Origin of the sequence: Tepidibacter mesophilus (assembly GCF_002724055.1) — a bacterium.
GTDB lineage: Bacteria > Bacillota > Clostridia > Peptostreptococcales > Peptostreptococcaceae > Tepidibacter_A > Tepidibacter_A mesophilus.
This window is the reverse complement of sequence record NZ_BDQY01000009.1, coordinates 78321-101933: the sequence shown is the minus strand read 5'-3', so window position 1 is coordinate 101933 and position 23613 is coordinate 78321. Positions and strand designations below refer to the sequence as shown.

The 23613-nt window shown below is 29.5% G+C and carries 21 protein-coding genes and 2 riboswitches; of the genes, 19 read left to right on the top strand and 2 right to left on the bottom strand.

What is annotated here, in order from left to right; all coding sequences use genetic code 11:
- Positions 1-203: 203 nt before the first annotated feature.
- The 12 genes from Tmeso_RS07920 to tsaD all read left to right on the top strand — a co-directional run bounded on the left by Tmeso_RS07920 (position 204) and on the right by tsaD (position 12523).
- Positions 204-2144: an ATP-binding protein gene (locus Tmeso_RS07920; RefSeq protein ID WP_099189955.1), complete on the top strand. Its 1941-nt coding sequence runs from the start codon at positions 204-206 to the stop codon at positions 2142-2144.
- A gap of 10 nt (positions 2145-2154) precedes the next feature.
- Positions 2155-3738, top strand: coding sequence for a sensor histidine kinase (locus Tmeso_RS07915; RefSeq protein WP_187296274.1), 1584 nt, complete (start codon positions 2155-2157; stop codon positions 3736-3738).
- A complete protein-coding gene (locus Tmeso_RS07910) occupies positions 3726-4880 on the top strand; it encodes an amidohydrolase (RefSeq protein ID WP_099189951.1) in 1155 nt (384 codons plus the stop codon). Before Tmeso_RS07915 ends, Tmeso_RS07910 begins: the two co-directional genes overlap by 13 nt.
- 90 nt (positions 4881-4970) lie before the next feature.
- Positions 4971-5087: riboswitch (FMN riboswitch) on the top strand.
- 91 nt (positions 5088-5178) lie between these two features.
- Entirely contained in the window at positions 5179-5781 is a 603-nt protein-coding gene (locus tag Tmeso_RS07905; protein WP_099189949.1) for an ECF transporter S component, read from the top strand.
- An 80-nt stretch (positions 5782-5861) separates the two neighbouring features.
- Entirely contained in the window at positions 5862-6515 is a 654-nt protein-coding gene (locus tag Tmeso_RS07900; protein WP_330400327.1) for a response regulator transcription factor, read from the top strand.
- A 169-nt stretch (positions 6516-6684) separates the two neighbouring features.
- Positions 6685-7902: a sensor histidine kinase gene (locus tag Tmeso_RS07895; RefSeq protein ID WP_187296273.1), complete on the top strand. Its 1218-nt coding sequence runs from the start codon at positions 6685-6687 to the stop codon at positions 7900-7902.
- Positions 7903-7996: 94 nt separating this feature from the next.
- On the top strand, positions 7997-8785 hold the full coding sequence (locus tag Tmeso_RS07890; protein WP_099189942.1) for a hypothetical protein: 789 nt from the start codon (positions 7997-7999) through the stop codon (positions 8783-8785).
- Positions 8786-8877: 92 nt separating this feature from the next.
- On the top strand, positions 8878-9543 hold the full coding sequence (locus tag Tmeso_RS07885; RefSeq protein WP_099189940.1) for a hypothetical protein: 666 nt from the start codon (positions 8878-8880) through the stop codon (positions 9541-9543).
- Positions 9544-9884: 341 nt separating this feature from the next.
- The gene (tsaE, locus tag Tmeso_RS07880; protein ID WP_099189938.1) at positions 9885-10337 is read left to right on the top strand and encodes a tRNA (adenosine(37)-N6)-threonylcarbamoyltransferase complex ATPase subunit type 1 TsaE; all 453 of its coding nucleotides are present in this window, start codon (positions 9885-9887) and stop codon (positions 10335-10337) included.
- Positions 10337-11053 carry a tRNA (adenosine(37)-N6)-threonylcarbamoyltransferase complex dimerization subunit type 1 TsaB gene (tsaB, locus tag Tmeso_RS07875; RefSeq protein WP_099189936.1) on the top strand — a complete coding sequence of 239 codons (717 nt, stop codon included), beginning with the start codon at positions 10337-10339 and terminating at the stop codon, positions 11051-11053. The genes tsaE and tsaB overlap by 1 nt, the downstream gene beginning before the upstream one ends.
- Positions 11043-11501, top strand: coding sequence for a ribosomal protein S18-alanine N-acetyltransferase (gene rimI, locus Tmeso_RS07870; protein WP_099189934.1), 459 nt, complete (start codon positions 11043-11045; stop codon positions 11499-11501). Before tsaB ends, rimI begins: the two co-directional genes overlap by 11 nt.
- A gap of 2 nt (positions 11502-11503) precedes the next feature.
- Complete coding sequence (gene tsaD, locus Tmeso_RS07865) at positions 11504-12523, top strand: tRNA (adenosine(37)-N6)-threonylcarbamoyltransferase complex transferase subunit TsaD (protein ID WP_099189932.1); 1020 nt, start codon at positions 11504-11506, stop codon at positions 12521-12523.
- A gap of 6 nt (positions 12524-12529) precedes the next feature.
- Here the strand turns inward: tsaD and abc-f are convergent, their stop codons facing one another.
- On the bottom strand, positions 12530-14440 hold the full coding sequence (abc-f, locus tag Tmeso_RS07860) for a ribosomal protection-like ABC-F family protein (protein WP_099189931.1): 1911 nt from the start codon (positions 14438-14440) through the stop codon (positions 12530-12532).
- A 352-nt stretch (positions 14441-14792) separates the two neighbouring features.
- On the opposite strand from abc-f, the gene Tmeso_RS07855 reads away from it, so the two are divergent.
- Entirely contained in the window at positions 14793-15422 is a 630-nt protein-coding gene (locus Tmeso_RS07855; RefSeq protein ID WP_099189929.1) for a redox-sensing transcriptional repressor Rex, read from the top strand.
- Positions 15423-15466: 44 nt separating this feature from the next.
- On the opposite strand, the gene Tmeso_RS07850 is transcribed toward Tmeso_RS07855, so the two are convergent.
- A complete protein-coding gene (locus Tmeso_RS07850) occupies positions 15467-15637 on the bottom strand; it encodes a 4Fe-4S binding protein (protein WP_099189927.1) in 171 nt (56 codons plus the stop codon).
- 167 nt (positions 15638-15804) lie between these two features.
- A riboswitch (Fluoride riboswitch) is annotated at positions 15805-15864 on the top strand.
- A 95-nt stretch (positions 15865-15959) separates the two neighbouring features.
- Here Tmeso_RS07850 and Tmeso_RS07845 point away from each other — a divergent pair.
- From Tmeso_RS07845 to Tmeso_RS07820, 6 genes are all read left to right on the top strand, one after another.
- Positions 15960-17141: a cation:proton antiporter gene (locus Tmeso_RS07845; RefSeq protein WP_099189925.1), complete on the top strand. Its 1182-nt coding sequence runs from the start codon at positions 15960-15962 to the stop codon at positions 17139-17141.
- Positions 17142-17303: 162 nt separating this feature from the next.
- Entirely contained in the window at positions 17304-17858 is a 555-nt protein-coding gene (locus Tmeso_RS07840) for a glycerol-3-phosphate responsive antiterminator (protein WP_187296272.1), read from the top strand.
- A gap of 315 nt (positions 17859-18173) precedes the next feature.
- Positions 18174-18971, top strand: a complete 798-nt coding sequence (locus tag Tmeso_RS07835; RefSeq protein WP_099189922.1) for an MIP/aquaporin family protein — start codon at positions 18174-18176, stop codon at positions 18969-18971.
- Positions 18972-18985: 14 nt separating this feature from the next.
- The gene (glpK, locus tag Tmeso_RS07830) at positions 18986-20509 is read left to right on the top strand and encodes a glycerol kinase GlpK (protein WP_099189920.1); all 1524 of its coding nucleotides are present in this window, start codon (positions 18986-18988) and stop codon (positions 20507-20509) included.
- Between the two features lie 417 nt (positions 20510-20926).
- Positions 20927-22381: an NAD(P)/FAD-dependent oxidoreductase gene (locus Tmeso_RS07825; RefSeq protein WP_099189918.1), complete on the top strand. Its 1455-nt coding sequence runs from the start codon at positions 20927-20929 to the stop codon at positions 22379-22381.
- Positions 22371-23612, top strand: coding sequence for an NAD(P)/FAD-dependent oxidoreductase (locus tag Tmeso_RS07820; RefSeq protein WP_099189916.1), 1242 nt, complete (start codon positions 22371-22373; stop codon positions 23610-23612). Before Tmeso_RS07825 ends, Tmeso_RS07820 begins: the two co-directional genes overlap by 11 nt.
- Position 23613: the final 1 nt, after the last annotated feature.

The window sequence follows — 23613 nt, the reverse complement described above, 5'->3', positions numbered from 1 at the left end:
AATGTGCACTATCTGAAAAGCTAACGCTTACAAAAACTCAAATTAACGACTTTTTAGACTATTTTATATCTACACTACCTAGTTTTATCAAGGATAAACTAGCTTTTTTGTAGTGCGAAAGTTGAGTTAAATATATTAACTTTATTTTACGAAAAAAAGGAAGAATAATTATAATAATCGACGAGGCATATAAAAAAGAATTTATGGATGAAAAAATGCTAAGACAGTATAATATATATCAGCATATACAATCTAATAGAATTATAGTGAAAAAATATGAAGAATTTATGAATGATACGAACCTGTTCTATAATACAAAGAAAGAAAGTGAAGAATTAGGGTATGATCAAAGTTATATAATAACTATTTGTTCAAGAAATATTGATATAAATTGCTCAAAAAATATTGATGAAAAGATAGAATTGATAAAAAATGCTATGAAAAATCATTACAAATACTGCTGCTATTATAATGTACTTGAATTACCAATAGAAGCTTTACTCGAAATATCTGTCTATTATGAAGCTATATTGTTTGAAGATGATGAAACAGTTGAAATGTACAATAACAAAAAGATAAAGGAACTTGAACTGATACTTGAGAGTATACGATCGTCAGTATTGGCAAAAAAAAATACATATGATAATATAAAGGATCTTGAAAAGCTTAATTTATTTTTAGGTAGCGTAAATAAGATAAGTAATCTAGATGATTTTTTAAAAAGATTTTTAGAACTTGTAAGTAGTATAACTTCCTGTAAAAGAAGTGGTATTTTAACTAAATCTGAATTTGAAGGGTTTCAAATTCATTATGAAATAGGAGATCCTTGTGAATGCGTTAAAGGTTCTATAGATATAATATTTAATGAAAATGAATTAGTTAAAACTAGTGAAATAAATGATAAATACATGGTGTTTTTAAATATAAATGAATTCACCATTATTTATTTGTGTTTTGACAAGAATGAAAAAAAACATATGAATAAAGAAATACTTGAAATATATTCTTCTTCCGCTAAGAACATAGTAAATTCATTTTTAGAAAAAATAAAAAATGATAGGATAATAAGTCAGAATGAAAAGTTAAAAGCTTTAGGTGAAATCTCTAATGGAGTAGCACATGACTTTAACAATATATTGGCGACTATATCAGGGTATATAGATTTATCTCTTGCAAAAAGACAAGATGATAATATTAGAGAATATTTGGAAATAATAAAAAGAGCTTCTCTTGATGGAGCGGAGATGTTAAGAAGAATCCAAGAGTTTACTAAAAATATAAGAGAAGAAGAACATTCGTTTTTTAAGTTTGAAAGAATTATGAAGATAGTTCTAGATATGATAAATCCTAGAGTGAATGATAAGTCGATATTTGGAGTAGATATACATATATATAAGGATTTAAATGCAAAAGGATATGTTAAAGGTAGAGAATTTGAGATAAGAGAAGTTATAATAAATATCTTAAATAATGCTATAGATGCTATGCCTAGTGGAGGAAATATAAAAATAAAGACATACAATATGAATAATTATATTTATATAGAAATAGAGGATTCGGGTGAAGGTATACCTAAGAATATACTGTCTAGAATATTTGATCCATTCTTTTCTACTAAAGGCGTAAATGGGAATGGAATAGGCCTATCTGTATCATATAAAATAATAAAGGATCATGGCGGAAGTATAGAAGTTGAAAGCAAAGAAAATTTAGGAACTAAGTTTATCATTTCTCTTCCTATGCACTTAGAAGAAGTTATAGATATAAGTACTAAGAATGAAGAAAAAGATGAAAAATACTATAAGATATTAGTTGTAGATGATAAAATACAAGTTGCCATGGCAACCGGAGAAATAATAAAAAGCATAGGCAAAGAAGCAGATATATGTTATAGCGGAAAAGAAGCTCTACAAAAACTAGAAGATGAAAAATATGATTTAGTAATAAGCGACTTGGCAATGCCTAATTTAAATGGAATCGAGCTTGCAAAAAAAGTAAAAGATAAATACCCTGATATAAAGTTTGTTTTAATGACAGGCTGGTTAGGTGATATAGATAATTATAATGATACGACAATTGATTATATACTAGAAAAACCATTTGGCATAGATGAAATAAAGAAAATACTAAAGATGCTAAATTAGGAGGAGTATGATGATTCAGTGGGCGAATATAGGGGTTATAGGTTCATCTACATTGTTTGCAGTTGATCTAATGAAAAAAACTATAGATGAAGCGCTGGATAATAATGAAAAGTGTATATTACTAGGGAATAAAAAGTTATTAAAAACTATAGGCGATTATACAGATGATGAAGTTATGGTTATAGAAGATAATAAAATTGAAATAGAAGAATACAAACAAAATAAAAAATACTTAAATATGAGTATATTGGTTACTTCAGATTGGATACATAAATATAGGTATGATGTTTTAGAAAATAGAGATAATTACTTGGATATTATAACAGATAAAAATCATAAAATGTTAACATTTTTTAACATAATGGATTTTGAAATCGAGCTTATAGATAAATTTTTAGCTATACATGATAAATTAATATTTGAAGATGAAAACAAAAGGCAGACTATAAATACTAAAGAAATTAGTAATATAAAATTTTTGTTAAAGTCTATAAAAAAATCTAAAATAGACAATCTAGACCTTCAAAAGAACAAAAAAAACCTAGAAACTTTAAATAACTCTATAATAAATTTTAGTTTTGAAAGCGACGTTGAAAAAATAATAAAGAATGCTATAGAAACTGTACTCCAAATAACAGATGCAGATTATGGATCCATAACAGTATTGTTTAGTAGTAATAAAATAGAAAAAGAATACTCTTACTCTAATATAGATATGACTTATAGCTATAGAATCCACTGTAATGGAGAAATTGTTGGTATATTAACCCTTGGATACCAAGAAAATTATAAAAAAGGAAAAGCAGATGAATATATAATAGATGTTATATGTAATAGTTTGGGAGAAATAATATATGGAATAAAGGAAAAAGAAGAAGGTAAACTGCTCAAAAAAACAGATAAAAAGATAAGATATACTGGTGAGCTTGCTGGAGGAATAGTACATGACCTTAATAATATATTTTCCATAATAAAGGGATATACTCAGCTTTTAGGAATAAACAAACAAGCATACAATATAAAAGAATATATAAATATAATACAAGATGGAGCTAACGAAGCTATAGACAAAGTTAAAACATTGCAGGATTTTTCTAGAAACATAAAAGAAGATAAGAAATATGTATTAATAAATGATATAATTAAAAAAGCCATAAAGACTACCAGACCTAAATGGGAAAATATGACTTATATAAAAGGCAGAAATATAGACATAATATTGAATTTAAATAGTGAAAAAACTATATTCGTACAAGGGTCTGATATACAAGAATCTATTGTAAATATGATATTAAACTCAGTAGATTCTATGGAAGAAGGCGGGAGTATATATATAAATACTTATGATATAGATGATAAAGTAGGAATTGAAATAATAGATGAAGGAAAAGGAATGGACAAAGAAACGATAGATAGAATATTTGAGCCATTCTTTACTACAAAGCAAAAAAGCACAGGACTTGGTCTTAGCATAGTTAAGAAAAACATAGAGGCCAATGAAGGTAGTATAGAGGCTACTTCTATTAAAGGAAAGATGTCTAAATTTGAAATAAAACTGCCTATAAGGGAGGAGAATGCAGAGTGTTATGCATAAAAAATGCTAAAATAAACACCGTAACAAATGGAATTATACAAGGTGATATATTAATCGAAGATGGAAAAATAAAAGAAATAGGTAAAGATATAGTTGTGCCTTTGGATGTGAAGGTAGTAGATGCAAAAGAAAACTATGTATTTCCAGGATTTATAGATCCACATACTCATGTTGGAATGTGGGAAGATGGAATGGGATATGAAGGTGCTGATGGAAATGAAGAGACAGATCCAATAACACCTCATTTAAGTGCTATTGATGCTATTAATGCAATGGATAGAAACTTTAAAGAAGCATATCAAGGAGGAATAACTACTGTAGCAAGTGGTCCTGGAAGTGCCAATGTTATTGGAGGACAATTTATAGCTTTAAAGACATATGGAGATAGAATAGACGATATGGTATTAAAGCCTATAGGAATGAAAATAGCTTTTGGAGAAAATCCTAAATCAGCATATGGAAAAGAAGACAAAACTCCTCAAACGAGAATGGCAACAGCGGCCTTACTTAGAGAAACATTAAAAAGAGCTCAATTTTATCTTGAGGATATGATAGATTATGAAGAAGATGAAGATTGCGATAGACCTGAATATGACAATAAGTTAGAAGCATTAATCCCTGTTCTTAAGAAAGAAATACCACTTAAAGCTCATGCACATAGAGCTGATGATATATTTACAGCTATTAGAATAGCAAAAGAATTTGATCTAGACCTAACAATTGATCATTGTACAGAAGGTCACTTAATAGCAAAGCACTTAGTTAAAGAAAATTACCCTGTTCTTGTAGGACCTTCTCTATCAGAAAGATGTAAAATAGAGCTTAGAAATTTAACATTTGAAACACCTGGAATATTAGCAAATGCAGGACTTAACGTATGTCTTATTACAGATCATCCTGTTGTTCCAGTTCAATACCTACCTCTTTGTGCATCTCTTGCTGTAAGAGCTGGAATGGATAAGGATAAGGCAATAGAAGCTATAACTATAAATCCTGCCAAGGTTTTAGGTCTTGATGATAGAATAGGATCTATAGAGGTTGGTAAGGATGCAGATATAGTTATATGGAACGGGTATCCACTGGATATTCAAAGTAGTGTAACATGTACTATAATAGATGGAGAGGTAGTTTACTCAGCTTAATTTAAAATATAATAAATGTTTAAAATTACTTTGACAAACAATTGTAAAAGTATTAATATAATATTATAAATAAAACTAAAAAAGTATGAAGATAATCTTCAGGGCAGGGTGAAATTCCCGACCGGCGGTACAGCCCGCGAGCCATTTGATGGCAGACTTGGTTAGATTCCAAGGCCGACAGTAAAGTCTGGATGAAAGAAGATGATAAGATAGTGTATTTACATACATATCTGTATCTATTTTGCTTATTAAGCCTGAAGTATATCTTCGGGCTTTTTATTTTAAGGGAGGTATAAATATGTATAATCAAGCTACGACAAAAAAGAATCTTTTTACTACATCTGTTTTAGTCAAAATATCTATTCTATCGGTTATTTCATACTTGATAATGTTTATTGAATTTCCAATAGTATTTGCACCAGGATTTTTAAAATTAGATTTTTCAGATATACCAGCTATAATAGGTGGATTTGCGCTAGGACCAGTAGCAGGGCTATTTATAGAACTTATAAAAAATTTATTACACTTTGTAACAAAGAGTTCTACAGGTGGTGTAGGAGAAATAGCTAACTTTCTAATAGGAGGAGCTTTTGTATTTATATCATCTGGAATATACCATCTTGGAAAGAATAAAAAAAATGCTATAATTGGATGCTTAATAGGCACAATAGGAATGAGTATAGTAGGAGCTTTAGCTAATTATTATTTACTTATTCCATTTTATGCAAATATGTTCCCAATAGATGCAATAGTTCAAATGGGAACTGTTGTAAATAAAAATATAGTAGATGTTAAGTCCTTAGTTTATTACGGGGTGATACCGTTTAACATATTTAAAGGTATTGTAATGTCTGTTGTTACAGCGATATTGTACAAGAAGGTTTCTTGCATAATAAAATAAATTTGAGATAAAATTAAATATAATAATTATAAAAGCCATGAATATTATTCATGGCTTTTGCTTTAATAGGAGATGATTTTGTGAGAAATATATTAATAATAGAAGATGAAACTAGCATATCTAATTTAATAAAAATAAACTTAGATGTAGCAGGTTATAATACAAAACAAGCTTATGATGGGCTTGAAGCTTTAGAATTAATAAATAATGATAAATTTGATTTAATACTTTTAGATGTTATGATACCAAAAATGGATGGATTTGAATTAATACAAAAGATAAAACATATTAATACTCCTGTTATATTTCTTACAGCCAAAGATTCTGTGATAGATAAGGTAACTGGTCTTAGACTTGGGGCTGAGGATTATATAGTAAAACCATTTGAAGCTATAGAGCTTTTAGCTAGAATAGAGGTTGTTCTGAGAAGATATGGAAATGATAATAATATAATAAAATTTAACGATATAAGTGTTCTGTTACATGATAGATTAGTCAAAATAAATGATACCGTTGTGGATTTGACTTTAAAGGAATTTGAACTTTTTGTATTATTATTAAAAAATAAAAATGTAGCGTTATCAAGAGAAATTATACTTCAAAAGATTTGGGGATATGAGTATTTTGGAGAAACTAGAACTGTAGATAATCATATTCAAAAAATAAGAAGTAAATTAAATTTAAATGATAATATAAAAACTGTGTATAAGGTTGGATACAGATTGGAGGATTAGATTGAGCATGAAACTGTGGCAAAAAACATATTTGGTACTTATTGTATTGTTCCTCTTTATATTCAATATTGTTGGCTTTGCTATAATACAAAAAAACTATAATCGAAGCATAGATAATGAGATTCAAAATTCCTTGAAAGAGCATGATAGCATAGCATATGCAATCAATATGAATTTTAATTTATTTAACGATTATGCGTATGTTATAGATTACATAAAAAAAGAGACTATGAAAAATGATATTCAAATAGAGTTTTTGACTAAAGATAACGATGTACTTTTTAGCAATTTGGGTTTTGCCATATCTTCCCAAAGAGAAGAATTAAAATCGCTAACTTTATATAAAAAGAACTATATTTTAAGAAATATACAGGATAAAGACTATATATTCGTATCAAGTCTTATAAATGTAAATGATAAAAATTTTAAGTTTTCATATATAAAGAATATAGATTATATATATAATGACAAGAATGATGGTTATAATTTTTTATTAAAGTTTGAAATGTACATACTAATTATATTTGCTATAATAATATATTTTATAAGTAGAAAAATAACTAGGCCTATATATAGCATTATAAAATCGACGCAGGATATATCAAGTGGGAATTATGATAAAAGGCTAGATATAAAGTCTTTAGATGAACTAGGAGTGTTATCAACTAACTTCAATATTATGGCAGATAAAATAGAAGAAAAGATAAGAGAACTACAAGATATAAATGATGAAAAACAAAGATTTATAGATAACTTAACACATGAGATAAAAACACCGTTAACCTCTATAATAGGATATTCAAATTTGCTTCTTACAACAAAAGTAGACGAAGAAATAAAATACGAATCTTTAAGATATATAAACAGTGAAGGCAAGCGATTACAGGATTTATCAGTCAAGATGATGAGTTTCATAAGTCTTAATGGGGATAACTTTAATTTTAAAGATGAAAGTATAATGGAAATATTTGAATACATTAAAAATTCATTTAGAATAAAATTAAATGAAAAAAATATAAATCTTGTAATAAGAGGAGAAGATCGTAATTTATATATTGAAAAGGATTTGATTACTGTAATGATAACTAATTTAGTAGACAACGCAATAAAGGCTTGTAATCAACATTCAAATATATATTTAAATACGTACACAAAAGATAAAAAAATAATAATAGAGATAAAGGATACAGGAATTGGAATTCCTAAGGAACATATAGATAAGATAATAGAACCATTTTATATGGTAGATAAATCTAGAAGTAGAAAAAATAATGGAGCTGGAATAGGGCTATCTATATGTAAAAAAATAGCTGATATTCACAATGCATATATGGAAGTAGAAAGTGAAATAGGGAAAGGAAGTATAATAAGAGTCATATTTAAGTAATATTGAATTTACAACTATATTACAATTTAAATAAAACTTCATAACTTTTCAACTATATAATTAAATTAAAAGTAACTAACTAAAGGAGATTATTATGAAGAATAAAACAATCATTATGAATTTAGCTATTATACTCATAATGTTAATATTATGCTATAAAGCATTCGTTTTAATAAATGAGAATACATCAGATAATAAAATAAGAAAAGGTGTTGTTTATCAGCAGACTACGAATAATGATATAACTGATAAAGAAATTGAAGATAAGGTTGTTAAGATTATAGAAAAATACTATAGAAGAGAAAAAATAAAAGAAAATCATAAAGTAATAATAAGATATGAAACTCAAAAGGAAATATACCAATATCTAGACCGTACGGCGGAAAACATACAAATGAATGATGAATACAAAGAAAAGTACAGTTCGCATATAGATTATATAGATCAAATTAAGAGTGATATAAGCTACGGCATAATAAATGTATTTGTTGAACCTAAGGATAAATCAAAAGAATACACTATATATACTGTAGGGTTAAATGATAGAACAAATGAAATTTTATATGCTTCTTCTTGGAAAAATACAGATGAAAGTTATATGAATAAAGAAAAATCAATGGCAGATGAAAAAGAAATAGTAAATGATAAAGAAGCAGATAAGATAGCTAAAAATTTCTTAATTGAAAACAATATAATCGATGATAAAAATTGGGATTATGAAAATATTAAATCAATATATGGAGATTATAACTCAAATTTAGTAACTTTATTTTATGAAAATGAAGATAATGATATATTAAACGTTACAGTAAATAAAAATACAGGGAAAATTGTAAGCTTTGCATTGGGCATTAAGGCTAAATTAGATTATATAAAAATATAAAGTTTACAACTATCTTACAACTTCATTGAAACTTAAAAAAATTTAGATAGTATAATTAAGCTATAGACAACATAAAAAAGGAGAGAAATAATATGAACATAAAAAAATTTGTAAGTGCATTAGTAATTATGTCTTGTGTAGCTGGATTGTCAGCATGTACAGAGGCTGTTTCGAATACAGAACAAAATCAAGTGGAAGTTGAGCAATCCCAAGATGTGCAATTAAAAAATGGACAAGTTGATAATGATACAAATCAATCTGATGGATTAGATTTATCTGATGTGAAATATGTAGGTTATGAAACAACTAAAGATGAAAAATTAGAAGAGGCAATACACAAGACTATGCCAGAATACGATAAAGAAACATTTGGACCTGTAAAATACTACTACAATAAAGTAGATCTTAATGGAGATAAAAAAGAAGAAATATTTACAGTATTATATGGATCATATGTTTCAGGTAGTGGCGGAGGAACTGGACTATTATTTGATAATAACTACAACTTAGTAACAAGATTTTCATTAGTTAGAACGCCTATAATAATAAGTGACAATAAGACTAATGGATGGAATGATATATTAATGCATGTATCAGGTGGAGGAGTAGAAAGCTTCTATGCTCAAATGAAATTTGATGGCAAAACTTATCCATCTAATCCATCTGTACAATCAGAAGTAAAGCCGGGAACAAAAGTACAAGGTAAGGCTATAATTGCAAATGAAATAACATTTAACACTGGAATAGAACTTAACTAAATATATAAAATGAAAAATGTATATGAAATTAACATCAATACAACGGTGTTTTCATATACATTTTTTATGCTTAAGGAAATTATAATATTTTTATTTTGTAGATAACTTGTCACAAAAGCTACACTTCCAACCATTTTTGAGCAACGGAGCCCAGAGGGGATCGTTGGCGATATGAGTCAGTGCGTAGCGACTAGACGAATTTTTTTATTTTATATGAAGCTGTATGAGCTATGCGTTAGCATAAAGCGAATTTTGTATTATTATAATTTTTACTTTTTTTTGATATAATAAGGTTCATAGTGATTATATGGTTAAAACTAAGGTTAGATAGGAGCAAAAACATGGAAAAGATATATTTAAAGAATGAACAAGAAACTAGTGAAATTGGATATAGATTGGGACGACTTTTAAATAAAGGGGATGTGGTATGCTTAATAGGAGATTTAGGTGCTGGAAAAACTACTATAACAAAGAGTATAGCAAAAGCGCTTGAAGTAGATGATTATATTACAAGCCCTACATTTACTATAGTAAATGAATATGATGGGAAATACCCACTTTATCACTTTGATGTATATAGAATATCATCTAGTGAAGATATGTATGAGATAGGATTTGAAGAGTATCTATATGGAGATGGAATATGTATTATAGAGTGGGCTAATTTAATAGAAGATATACTTCCTGATGAATATATAAATATAGAACTTAACTACAAAGAAGAGGGTAGAGAAATGATAATTACTACTCACGGAAAACATTACGAGAACATAGTAAAGGGGATAGTTAAATAATGAAGGTACTTGGAATTGATACATCTTCAAAAGCTGCATCGGTTGCTATTATGGAAGATAATAAACTTATATCAGAATATACTATAAATAATAACAAAACACATTCACAAAAGCTCATGCCAATAATTGAAAATATGTTTAAACTAAATGAAATGAGTGCGAATGATATAGACTTAATATCAGTATGTATAGGTCCAGGTTCATTCACAGGACTTAGAATTGGAGTTGCTACTGCTAAGGCTATAGCACATGTGAGAGATATTCCTGTAGTGGTTGTAAATTCACTAGAAGCACTTTCATTCAATGTAAGTATGACAAATAAAACTGTATGTCCTATGATTGATGCACAAAAAAAACAGGTATATACTTGTAAATATTCTTGGGACAAAGATTCTTTATTGAAAGTAGAAGATATAGATGTAAAAAAAGTAGAGGATTTAGCAGAGGAACTTAAATCTTCATTAGAAGAATTCGTATTAATTGGAGAAGGTGTAGATTTACATAAAGAGGTTTTTGGAAATATAAATAACGTATATATAGCTCCAAATTCTCATAGAGCATCAAGAGCATCTAGTATATGTGAAATAGGTATTGAAAAATTTAAAAAAGGTGATACAAAAAATCACTACGAAGTAGTACCTTATTATATACGAAAATCTCAGGCAGAAGTTCAATATGACGAAAAGATGAAGAGGTTAAAGGAAGATGGAAAATAATATAGTTATAAGAAATTTACAAGAAAAAGATATAGACGATTTAGTTGAAATAGAAGAGCTTTGTTTTCATTCACCTTGGACAAAGCATTCATTACAAAAAGAGCTTAAAAATAAACTTGCTAGATATAAGGTAATAGAAAAAGATTCAAAAATAGTAGCATATGCAGGAATATGGTTAATAGTGGATGAAGGACATATAACAAATGTTGCGGTTCATCCTGATCATAGAGGTTTAGGATATGGTAATAAGATAATAGAAGGTTTGATAGATGAATGCAGAGAAAGTAATATAGTATCTATGACTCTTGAAGTTAGAAAATCAAATGATACCGCTATTAAGTTATATAAAAAATACGGCTTCAAATTATCTGGAATAAGACCTGGATATTATACTGATACTCAGGAAGATGCACTAATTATGTGGAAAGATATACAAAAAGGAGAGTAAATATGAAAGATATAATAACTTTAGCAATAGAAAGTAGCTGTGATGAAACTTCGGCTGCTATACTTAAAAACGGAAGAGAAGTCATATCTAATATAGTTGCAACTCAAATAGATCTTCATAAAAAATTTGGAGGTGTAGTACCAGAGGTTGCATCGAGAAAGCATGTAGAGAACATAGATGCAGTAATTCAAAGTGCTTTAGATGAGGCAGGTATGATATTTGATGATATAGATATAATAGGGGTAACTCATGGACCAGGACTTGTAGGAGCATTATTAGTTGGACTATCTACTGCGAAGGCTTTAGCATTTGCTTTAAACAAGCCTCTTGTTGGAGTCAATCATATAGAAGGACATATAAGTGCTAACTTTATACAACATAAAGAACTAGAACCACCTTTTATATGCCTTATAGTATCTGGAGGACATACTCATCTTGCTGAGGTTAAAGATTATGGTAAATACGAGATACTTGGAAGAACTAGAGATGATGCAGCTGGAGAAGCATTTGATAAAATAGCCAGAGCAATGAAGCTTGGATATCCAGGAGGACCTATAATAGATAGGTTGTCTAAGATAGGAAATAAGGATAGTATTAAATTCCCTAGAATATACTTAGAAGATGATAGCTATGATTTTAGTTTTAGTGGGCTTAAGTCATCAGTTTTAAATTATTTAAATGCGAAAAAAATGAAAAATGAAGACATAGTAGTTGAAGACGTTGCAGCATCATTCCAGCAAAGTGTTGTAGAAGTACTTACAAATAAAGCTATAAAAGCAGCCAAGGAAAAAGGGTATGATAAAATTATTTTAGCAGGAGGAGTAGCAGCCAACTCTGGACTTAGAGAAATGTTAATAAATGAATGTAAAAATTATAACATAGATGTTAAATATCCATCTTTAGATTTATGTACAGATAATGCTGCTATGATAGGATGTGCAGCTTATTACGATTATATAAATGGTAAAGTAGATGATCTTAGCTTGAATGCAGTTCCAAATCTAAAACTTGGACAAAAATAGGGCTTATTACATAAGCCCTTCCCATAAGTCATATAAATTTCCTAGTTTAGATTCAAGTTGGGATTTCTTAGATGTAACTTCTTTTGATTTTTCTGGATTAGAGTAAACATCTTCTTGACACATAAGTTCATTAAAATTTTCTATTTCAGATTCAGTTTCCATTATTTCTTTCTCGATATTTTGTCTTTGAATTCTTAGTTTTTTTTCTGATTCTTTCTTTTCTCTTTCTTTTCTCTTTTCTTCTTTTATTTGAGTTTTGGTTTTTTCTTCAGCGATTTCAGTTATAGATTCTTCTAATTGTTTTTTCTTTTCAACATAGTAATCGTAATTTCCTAGATATTCTTTTACGCCATCTTGACCAAGAAGAATTATTTTGTCTACAACAGTATTTAAGAAATATCTATCATGTGAAATAACAAATAAAGTACCTTCATAATTAGATAAAGCTTCCTCCAGAACTTCTTTAGAATTTATATCTAAGTGATTAGTAGGCTCATCTAAAAGTAAAAAGTTAGACTTTGAAAGCATAAGCTTTAAAAGAGCAACTCTAGCCCTTTCTCCTCCACTTAAAGTTGATATTTTCTTGAATACTTCTTCGTCTTCAAATAAAAATGCCGCAAGCATAGTTCTTATAGTGCTTTGTTGAAGTAATTTGTTTTCATTCCAAATTTCATCAATTATAGTATTGTCTAAATTAAGAGTCTTTTGTTCCTGATGAAAATAACCTATATTTACATTTTGACCTAGTTTGAAATCACCGTCTATAAGTTCTAAGTTATTCATTAAGACCTTGAATAAGGATGACTTACCTATACCATTAGGACCTATAAGAGCTACTTTTTCTCCTTTATATATATTAAAATCAACATTTTTAAACAATACATTGTCATCATATCCAATAGATAAATTTTCAATAGATAATACATCAGTACCACTAGTCACACATGGCTCGAATCTAATACGAGCTTTTTTAGCAGCTGATTCAGGCTTTTTGAGAACGTCTACTTTATCAAGAGCTTTTTCTCTACTTCTAGCTCTTTTAACCTGCTTTTCTCTGCCGAATGATTTTAATTTTTCTATAACATCTTCTTGCCTTTTAATTTCTTTTTGTTGATCTTCATATTTCTTTTGTTCTATTTCTTTTTCTATCTTTGATTTTTCTACAAACTCAGAATAATTACCGTTATATGAGCTTAAGGTTTTATTATGTAGTTCAAATATTCTATTTACAGTTTGGTCTAAGAAGTATCTATCATGAGAAATTATAAGAATACTTCCTTTATATTGCTTTAAGAAAAATTCGAGCCATTCGACAGCGTCTGTATCAAGGTGGTTGGTAGGCTCATCAAGTAAAAGTAGAGTAGGTTTTTTAAGTAAAAGTTTAGCTAAAAGAACCCTGGTTTTTTCTCCTCCTGACAATATATTAACATTTTTATTCATATCATCATCAGAAAAACCTAATCCTTTAAGAACACCTTTTGCTTCTGATTTATAACCATAGCCATTTTTATCAGAAAATAATTCTAGTTTGCGAGAGTATTCATTCATTAGTTTTTCGAGTTCTTTAGAATCTATTTGTTTACTTTGAATTGATATCTCAGATTCCATATCACGAAGATTTTTTTCCATATCTATAAGATCATTAAAAACCGTTAAGACTTCGTCTAATATATTATTTTTAGATTCAAAATTCGTATTTTGCTCTAAATAACCCATCTCGGTATCCTTAGATGTATATATATCGCCGTTATCATAAGAATATTCGCCTGTTAATATCTTAAATAAAGTAGTTTTACCAGTTCCGTTGATTCCTACAACACCTACTTTATCTCCTTCATTTACTGTAAAGCTTATATCGTTTAGTATAGAATCTACCCCAAAACTTTTATTTATATTATTGCAAGATAGAACAATCATATTTATAACCTCCTAGTTAAAAATTCAATTTATGCTAACGCATAGATGATGGCGCCAACGAGTCTTAATAGACTCCGTTGCTTAAAAATAGTTGCAGGTTTAGCTATTTAATCAATGTTATACATATTTTTTATTTAATAATTTTATATAGAATAAAAGACAAATGCTAAGTAAAATTATAAAGTTTAAATAAGATATAATCAAGTTTTGTATACTGGATTGCTAAAAATTGATAAAAAAACTTATTAATCGACAAGAAACATGTTATAATAATAAGTATGGGATTTGACAGATGAAAGAGAGTTTGTTATAATTATGTCAAAATAAACTATATACAGAAGTAGGTGAAGGAATGTCTAAACAAATTTCGATGGCTGTAATAAGAAGATTGCCAAAATACTATAGATACTTAAAAGACTTATTGGATAGAGATATATATAGAATTTCATCTAAAGAGTTAAGTGAAATAATTGGTTTTACAGCTTCTCAAATAAGACAAGATTTGAATAACTTTGGGGGATTTGGACAACAGGGATATGGATATAATGTTGAGGAACTATACAATGAGATTGGAAAAATATTAGGTATAGACAAAGGGTATAATACTGTAATAGTTGGAGCTGGTAATTTGGGACAAGCTATTGCAAATTATTCTGGGTTTCAAAGATCTGGGTTTGAAATAAAAGCTTTATTTGAGGCTAATCCTAGACTAATAGGTCTTAAAATAAGGGATTTAGAGATATTCGATATAGATGATATAGAAGAATATATAAAGAAAAATGATATTCAAATAGCTGTGATATGTACTCCTAAGGAGAGTGCTCAAGATATAGCAGATAGATTATCTCAATCTGGAATAAGTGGAATATGGAATTTTGCACCGGTGGATTTAATCTTACCGGAAAATGTAGTAGTTGAAAATGTTCACTTAACGGAGAGTTTATATACTCTATCTTATCTATTAAATGAAAAGAATAAATAGAAAAGAATAAAGAAGCTATCAAATGATAGCTTCTTTATTATGTATTATTGAGGGTTTGGTGCATCTACTGGACAAACTCCAGCACAAGCGCCACAATCGATGCAAGTATCAGCATCTATAACATATACATCATCTCCAGCTGATATACAGCTAACTGGACATTCTGGTTCACAAGCTCCACAGCTTATGCAAGCGTCATTAATTTTGTAAGCCATTTTAAATTCCTCCTCTAAAAAGTTATAATTTTCTATTAAATTATAGCAGATATATGAAAAAATAACAACCGCTAACAACATTATTATATACATAAAGTTTGTTTTTAAACATATTTTTATATACTAAATAAAAATTGACAAATCTAAAACTAAAAAGTATAATTAAGAAAAACATAGGCGATGGAGTTCGCCTTAATTGCTTAAAAGCTGATGACTCCTATAGATATTTATATCTATAGGAGTTTTTTTGATTTTAAGTATAAGAAATTCTACATATGGATAATGTTAATAAGTAAAAAATAGGAGAGATGAGGTAATCAAAATGGCAGGAAGTTTGGCAATAATTATAATATTAGGACTTTTAATGAATGAGTTATTTGAGAAGATTAAGTTTCCAGGATTACTTGGTATGCTAATATTAGGAGTTGTAATAGGACCGTATGGTATTAATTTAATAGATACTGGAGTGTTAAATATATCTTCTGATTTAAGAAAAATAGCGCTTATAGTAATACTTATTCGTGCTGGACTTGGTATTAGTACTAAAGAACTTAAAACAGTAGGTTCAAGTGCTGTTAAATTATCATTTATACCTGGAATTATGGAAGGTTTTACAATAGCATTTATATCGATAAAAATATTAGGTTTTTCATTTATACAAGGTGGAATATTAGGATTTATAATAGCAGCTGTATCTCCAGCAGTAGTTGTTCCCCAAATGTTAGATTTAATGAATAACAAACTTGGAACAAACAAAAGTATTCCTACATTAATAATAACTGGAGCATCTATAGATGATGTATTTGCCATAACTATATTTACAACATTTTTAGGATTATATTCTGGATCGCATATAAATATATCTATGAAATTACTCGGAATACCTGTATCTATACTATTTGGTATATTACTTGGACTTATAATAGGTATGATAATAATTAAGATATTTAAAGTGTACGACATAGAAAGTACAAAGAAAGTATTAATAGTTTTGGGGCTTGCTATACTACTTACAATTTTAGAAGATAGGTTAAAAGATATAGTAGCAGTAGCTTCGTTGCTTGGAGTTATGACTATGGGGTTTATAATAAGAGAAAAGTCACCTGATTTATCTAATATACTATCAAATGGATTTAATCATATATGGACGTTTGCCCAAATACTATTATTTGTGCTAGTAGGAGCACAAGTAAATACATCGGTAGCATTTGCATCTGGATTCAAAGGGCTTATTATAATATGTATAGGCCTTTTAGCAAGGAGTATAGGTGTTTTAATTTCAGTTAAGGGAACAAATTTAAACTACAAAGAGAGGTTATTTTGTGTTATATCATATACTCCAAAGGCAACAGTACAAGCTGCGATAGGTTCGATACCATTAGCAACAGGAGTTGAATCAGGAGATGTAATGCTTGCAATAGCAGTGCTTGCAATATTATTTACAGCACCTATTGGGGCTTTAGGTATTAAGTTATCTTGTAAGAGGTTCTTAGTTCAAGAGTAAATTTAATATATTTATTAGAAATTTAAATAGAAACCAAAAATTTCTAATGAGTGATAAATATTAAACAAATATTGAAAAATTATATGAAGCTGTAATATACTATCTAATATAAGAATATAATAAGTATATACAAATAACAGGATAAAAAGGGAGAGAAACTACTTGAAAGATTTATTAGAATACAATCCTATAATTGCAGCAGTAAAAAATGATAAAGGATTATATGATGCGGTAAAGTCTGACTGTGAAATAATATTCTTATTATATGGAGATATGATTACATTAAAAGAAAAGGTTGATTTTTTAAATAAAAATAATAAAAAAGTTTTTGTTCATTTAGATATGATAACAGGATTTGCATCTAATCCAATAATAATAGACTATATAAAATCATCTATGAATGTAGAAGGAATTATAAGTACAAGGGTTAATATGATAAAAAGAGCTATAGACAAAAATCTTAAAGCTGTACAAAGATTTTTCATAGTTGATTCTATGTCTTTGGATAGTGCTCTTGAAAGCATTAAGAAGGTTAGACCTCAAGCTGTTGAAATAATGCCAGGTATAATGCCAAAGGTTATAAAAAAGGTGAATTCTCAACTTAAAATTCCAGTTATATCAGGAGGACTTGTTGAAACTAAAGAAGAGGTTATAGAAATTCTTAAAAATGGAGCATCGTCTATATCTACTACTAATCAAAATATATGGGAAGAATAAAAAGAAAGAATTTTCAAAAAACTCTTGACGTTTAAAAGACACTGACTTATAATGAAAATACAACAATTATACATATAAAAAATAACAATTTAATAAAAAAAAGCTGGAGACGAGAGAGCTATAATAAATTTATTTATATTATAGTTGTCTCTTTTTTTGAATTTAAAAAATGATATTTGTATATTGTTGTATAAATATATAAAGTATAGAATAAATGATAAATAAATTTATATATAATATAAAATTATATAGATTTTGCATCATAAATCGAATTTGACGTGAAAATTATTTAATAAAAAAGGAGGATGTATGAGAATGAGGAAAACGTTTTTAGGAGAATGTATTTCAGAATTTATTGGATCATGGGTTTTACTATTTATAGGATCAGGTTGCGTAGCATCACTAGTTTTAAATGGAGCATCAGCTACTCAATGGGAGATAAGTATCATTTGGGGTCTTGGGGTTACGATGGCTATATATATAACTGGTGCAGTATCAGGAACCCATATAAATCCAGCGGTAACTCTAGCTTTAGCTGCGTATAGGAATTTTCCCAAAAATAAAATATTAGGTTATATAGTAGCTCAAGTTTTAGGAACATTTTCAGGAGCTGCAACAACATATTTATTGTATAAAGATGCATTTTTTGAATTTGAGAAAACAAATAATATTATAAGAGGAAGTGTAGAAAGCTTAGCGAGTGCAGGTGTTTTTTCTACTTATCCAAAACCATATTTAAATAATTTTGAAGCACTACTTGTAGAAATAATTATAACAATGTTTTTAGTTATGGTAATATTTGCTGTTGGAGATGATAAAAATTCAGGAGCACCTAAATCAAACTTAGCTCCTATTATGATAGGGTTAACTATTGCTATAATAGGTGGCTCATTTGGTAGTTTGACTGGATTTGCAATGAATCCTGCTAGAGATTTTGGACCGAAATTATTTGCTATGATGTCTGGATGGGGTAACGTTGCATTAGGTATAAATAATTATTTTTGGGTGCCGATTGTAGGACCAATTATAGGCGGATTAATTGGTGGATTTGTATATGATAAAGGAGTAGGAGTTTATCTTGAAAATAATAAAGAATTAGAAGAAAAGGCCTAGGGGGGAATATTATTATGCAAAAGAAATACATTATGTCTTTAGATCAAGGAACTACAAGCTCAAGAGCAATATTATTTGATAAAGATGGAAAAATAGTAGGAGTATCTCAGAAGGAATTTACTCAAATATATCCTAAAGCTGGATGGGTTGAACATGATGCTATGGAGATTTGGGGAACTCAAAGTGGAGTTGCTAGAGAAGTTTTAGAAAAAACTGGTATATCTCCTGAAGAAGTTGCAGCAATAGGAATTACAAACCAAAGAGAGACTACTGTTGTTTGGGATAAGAATACAGGAAAACCTGTCTACAATGCAATCGTATGGCAATGTAGAAGAACGGCTGATATATGCGATAGGTTAAAAGAAAGAGGTCTTGAGGAAAGTGTAAAAGATAAAACAGGACTTGTAGTTGATGCTTATTTTTCTGGAACAAAGATTAAGTGGATACTTGATAATGTAGACGGAGCTAGAGAAAAAGCTGAAAATGGAGATTTATTATTTGGGAATATAGATACTTGGTTAATATGGAACTTAACTAGAGGTAAGGTTCATGTTACTGATTATACTAATGCATCAAGAACAATGATTTACAATATAAAAGAGCTAAAGTGGGATGATGAATTACTTGAAGCTTTAGATATACCGAAATCTATGCTTCCAGAAGTTAAGCCTTCAAGCTGTGTATATGGAGTTACTGATGAGCATACATTTGGTGGAGCTCAAATACCTATAGCAGGAGATGCTGGAGACCAACAAGCAGCTTTATTCGGTCAGGCATGTTTTGATGAGGGTATGGCAAAGAATACTTATGGAACTGGATGCTTTATGCTTATGAATACAGGTGAAAAACCTGTAGCATCTAAAAATGGATTATTAACTACTATAGCATGGGGTGTAGATGGAAAAGTAGCGTATGCTCTTGAAGGAAGTATATTTATAGGGGGAGCATCTGTTCAATGGCTAAGAGATGAGCTTAAGGTTATATATGATGCTAAACAATCAGATTATTATGCATCTTCAGTTGAAGATACTAATGGAGTATATATGGTTCCAGCATTTACAGGCCTTGGAGCACCTTATTGGGATATGTATGCAAGAGGAGCAATATTGGGTCTTACTCGTGGAGCTAAGAGAGAGCATTTAGTAAGAGCAACTCTTGAGTCTATAGCATATCAAACTAAGGATGTTTTAGAAGCTATGCAAGATGATTCTGGCATAGAGCTTAAAGGACTTAAGGTTGATGGAGGGGCTTGTGCTAATAACTTTTTAATGCAGTTCCAAGGCGATATATTAGATGTTCCTGTTAATAGACCAGAAGTTATAGAGACTACTGCCCTAGGTGCAGCTTACCTTGCAGGTCTTGCAGTAGGATTCTGGAAAAATAAAGAAGAAATAAAAGAGAAGTGGGCTATTGACAGAACATTTAAGCCTAATATGGAAGAAGAAAAGAGAAGTACTCTTTATAGAGGATGGAAAAAAGCAGTAAGAAGATCTATGGAATGGGAAAAAGAAGATTTAGCTGAAGAAGCTAATGCTTAAATAGTACCTCTTAACTAAACTAAATAAATTTAAACTTAATGTTTAAGGCAAGGAGAAGAGAGATAGCCTAATCTAGGCTATCTCTCTGTCTTTTTACGCTATAGGAAAGTATATGATTTTGAATCTGTGGATAGTAGTGATTGAAGAACTACACTTGCAACTATTTTTGAGCAACGGAGCCCGTTAGGGATCGTTGGCGACATGAGTCAGTGCGTAGCGACTAGACGAATTTTTTATAGGTGGGAATTTATAATTTATATTAATTAAATATATGAGTCAGTGAGTAGAGACTAGGCAAATTTTATATTAATATAAATTCTAAGTTTCTGATATTTTACTTTAATTAGATGTGAATTTTGAAAAAATATATATGAGCTTAAGCAATAATTAAGGATTGCAGAATAAGGAGGAGAAAATATGTTTGATGTAGCTGTAATAGGGGCTGGTGTTGTAGGAGCAAGTATAGCGAGAGAGCTTTCGAAGTACAATTTGAACACAATTGTATTAGAAAAAGGAGTTGAAGTTTGTCAGGCAACCACAAAAGCTAATAGTGCAATAATTCATGGTGGTTATGATGCTGTGGATGGAACTTTAAAAGCAAAGCTTAATGTTAAAGGAAATGAGATGTATGAAGATTTATGTAAAGAACTGGATGTTCATTTTAAGAGAATAGGATCTTTAGTTATTGCATTTTCTGAAGAAGAAATGGAGACTGTAAAATATCTTTATAAAAGAGGTATTGAAAACAAGGTTAAAGGTCTTGAAATATTAAATAAAGATCAAGTTAAACAGGTAGAGCCTAATATAAATGATGAGGTAATAGGAGCGCTTAGATGTAAAAGTGCTGGAATTGTTTGTCCATTTAACTTAACTGTTGCTTTAATGGAAAATGCTATTATGAATGGGGTCAAGCTAAATACAGAATCGGAGGTTACTAATATAACTAAAGATGAATACTTTAATATAGAAACCAAAAAAGGAAATATACAAGCTAAATATATTATAAATGCAGCAGGATTATATGCTGATAAGATAAACAATATGATAGGCGGAGAAGAATATTACATTATAAGTAGAAAAGGAGAATACAAAGTTTTAGATAAATCTGAAGGAAATCTTGTAAATCATGTATTATTTCAATGCCCGACTAAAAAAGGTAAAGGCGTATTGGTTACACCTACTGTACATGGGAATGTACTTTTGGGACCTACTGCTGAAGAGGTTGAAAATCCAGAAGATGTATCAATAACAAAAGATGGTTTGAGCTTTTTAACTAAGAATGCTAAGAAAAGCATACCAAATATTGATTTTTCAAAAACTATAACATCTTTTTCAGGTGTTAGAGCAACTCCTAATACTAAGGATTTTATGATATTTGCATCAAATAAAGCACGAGGATTTATAAATGTTGGAGGAATAGAATCTCCCGGACTTAGTGCAGCACCAGCTATAGCTGAGTATGTAATAAATATATTGAAAGAAGAAGGATTAACTCTTGAAATAAAACAAGATTTTAATCCATATAGAAAAAAAGATAAGCCATTCTCTCATATGACTCATGAAGAGAGAAAAGAAGCTATTGAAAAGGATATAAGACATTCAAAAATCATATGTAGATGTGAAACTACAACAGAAGCTGAGATAATAGATGCAATCCATAGACCAGCTGGGGCTAGAACTGTTGATGGAGTAAAAAGAAGAGTAAGACCAGGTATGGGAAGGTGTCAAGGTGGATTTTGTGGGCCTAGGGTAGTTGAAATATTAGCTAGAGAGCTTGATTTAGATATGGAAGATGTTTTAAAAGACTATGAAAATTCTAAAATGATATTAGGAAAAGTAAAAGAATCAAGGGGTGAGAAGATTGAAATATGATGTTGTTGTAGTTGGAGGAGGACCAGCAGGGCTTGGAGCTGCTGTTGAAGCGAAAAAGCATGGGGCTAATAGGGTATTAATAATAGAAAGAGATAGAGAACTGGGAGGAATACTTAATCAATGCATCCATAACGGTTTTGGTCTTCATGAATTCAAAGAAGAACTTACAGGACCTGAGTATGCAACAAGATTTATAAAAATGGTAGAAGAAAATGATATAGATTATATGCTAAATACTATGGTACTTAGCATAGAAGACAAGAAAATAATAGCACTTGGGGAAAAAGGACTTATAGATATTCAAGCTGTTGCTATAATCCTTGCAATGGGATGTAGAGAAAGAACAAGAGGAGCTATAGATCTTGCTGGGTATAGACCAGCAGGAGTTTATACAGCTGGAGCTGCTCAACGATTCATGAATATGGAAGGGTACATGGTAGGTAAAAAAGTAGTTATATACGGCTCTGGAGACATTGGGCTCATAATGGCTAGAAGAATGACTCTAGAAGGAGCTAAGGTAGAGGCTGTAGTCGAAGTTAATCCTCATTCAAGTGGGCTTACTAGAAATATAGTTCAGTGCTTAGATGATTTTGATATTCCTCTTTTATTGCAACATGGAATAACTTATGTTCATGGAAAGGACAGGGTTACAGGAGTTACTATATCAAAACTTGATGAAAATAGAAATCCGATAGATGGAACTGCTAGAGAAATAGAGTGTGACACAGTATTATTATCAGTAGGTCTTATTCCTGAAAATGAACTTTCAAGTGACACAGGAGTCAAACTTCACAATACAACTAAAGGTCCTGTAGTAAATAATAAAATGCAGACTAATGTAGATGGAGTATTTGCATGTGGGAATGTTGTCCATGTCCATGACCTAGTTGACTTTGTAACTAAGGAAAGTAGAATAGCAGGAAGAAATGCTGCTTTATATGTTTTAAACAAAACAGAAAATAATGAAACTATAGATACTGAAGCAGGAGATGGTATAGGGTATATAGTACCGCAACAAATAGATACTAAACTAGGGGAAGAAGTTAATCTATTTATGAGAGTTAGAAATATATATACTAACAGAAAAATAGTTGTTAGAGATGGGGATGAAATAATACTTCAAAAGAAAAGACCTCATATGATACCTTCAGAGATGGAAAACTTAAAATTAAGTGCAGAAATTGTCAAAAATTTAAAAGGCAATATCAGTGTTTGTGTAGAGGAGGCTTAAT

Bases quoted from the DNA above. Each gene is read 5' to 3' on its own strand.
- Tmeso_RS07920 (WP_099189955.1), top strand. From the start codon at position 204: ATGGATGAAAAAATGCTAAGACAGTATAATATATATCAGCATATACAA.
- Tmeso_RS07915 (WP_187296274.1), top strand. From the start codon at position 2,155: ATGATTCAGTGGGCGAATATAGGGGTTATAGGTTCATCTACATTGTTT.
- Tmeso_RS07905 (WP_099189949.1), top strand. From the start codon at position 5,179: ATGTATAATCAAGCTACGACAAAAAAGAATCTTTTTACTACATCTGTT.
- Tmeso_RS07895 (WP_187296273.1), top strand. From the start codon at position 6,685: ATGAATTTTAATTTATTTAACGATTATGCGTATGTTATAGATTACATA.
- Tmeso_RS07890 (WP_099189942.1), top strand. From the start codon at position 7,997: ATGAAGAATAAAACAATCATTATGAATTTAGCTATTATACTCATAATG.
- Tmeso_RS07885 (WP_099189940.1), top strand. From the start codon at position 8,878: ATGAACATAAAAAAATTTGTAAGTGCATTAGTAATTATGTCTTGTGTA.
- tsaE (WP_099189938.1), top strand. From the start codon at position 9,885: ATGGAAAAGATATATTTAAAGAATGAACAAGAAACTAGTGAAATTGGA.
- tsaB (WP_099189936.1), top strand. From the start codon at position 10,337: ATGAAGGTACTTGGAATTGATACATCTTCAAAAGCTGCATCGGTTGCT.
- rimI (WP_099189934.1), top strand. From the start codon at position 11,043: ATGGAAAATAATATAGTTATAAGAAATTTACAAGAAAAAGATATAGAC.
- tsaD (WP_099189932.1), top strand. From the start codon at position 11,504: ATGAAAGATATAATAACTTTAGCAATAGAAAGTAGCTGTGATGAAACT.
- abc-f (WP_099189931.1), bottom strand. From the start codon at position 14,440: ATGATTGTTCTATCTTGCAATAATATAAATAAAAGTTTTGGGGTAGAT.
- Tmeso_RS07855 (WP_099189929.1), top strand. From the start codon at position 14,793: ATGTCTAAACAAATTTCGATGGCTGTAATAAGAAGATTGCCAAAATAC.
- Tmeso_RS07850 (WP_099189927.1), bottom strand. From the start codon at position 15,637: ATGGCTTACAAAATTAATGACGCTTGCATAAGCTGTGGAGCTTGTGAA.
- Tmeso_RS07845 (WP_099189925.1), top strand. From the start codon at position 15,960: ATGGCAGGAAGTTTGGCAATAATTATAATATTAGGACTTTTAATGAAT.
- Tmeso_RS07835 (WP_099189922.1), top strand. From the start codon at position 18,174: ATGAGGAAAACGTTTTTAGGAGAATGTATTTCAGAATTTATTGGATCA.
- glpK (WP_099189920.1), top strand. From the start codon at position 18,986: ATGCAAAAGAAATACATTATGTCTTTAGATCAAGGAACTACAAGCTCA.
- Tmeso_RS07825 (WP_099189918.1), top strand. From the start codon at position 20,927: ATGTTTGATGTAGCTGTAATAGGGGCTGGTGTTGTAGGAGCAAGTATA.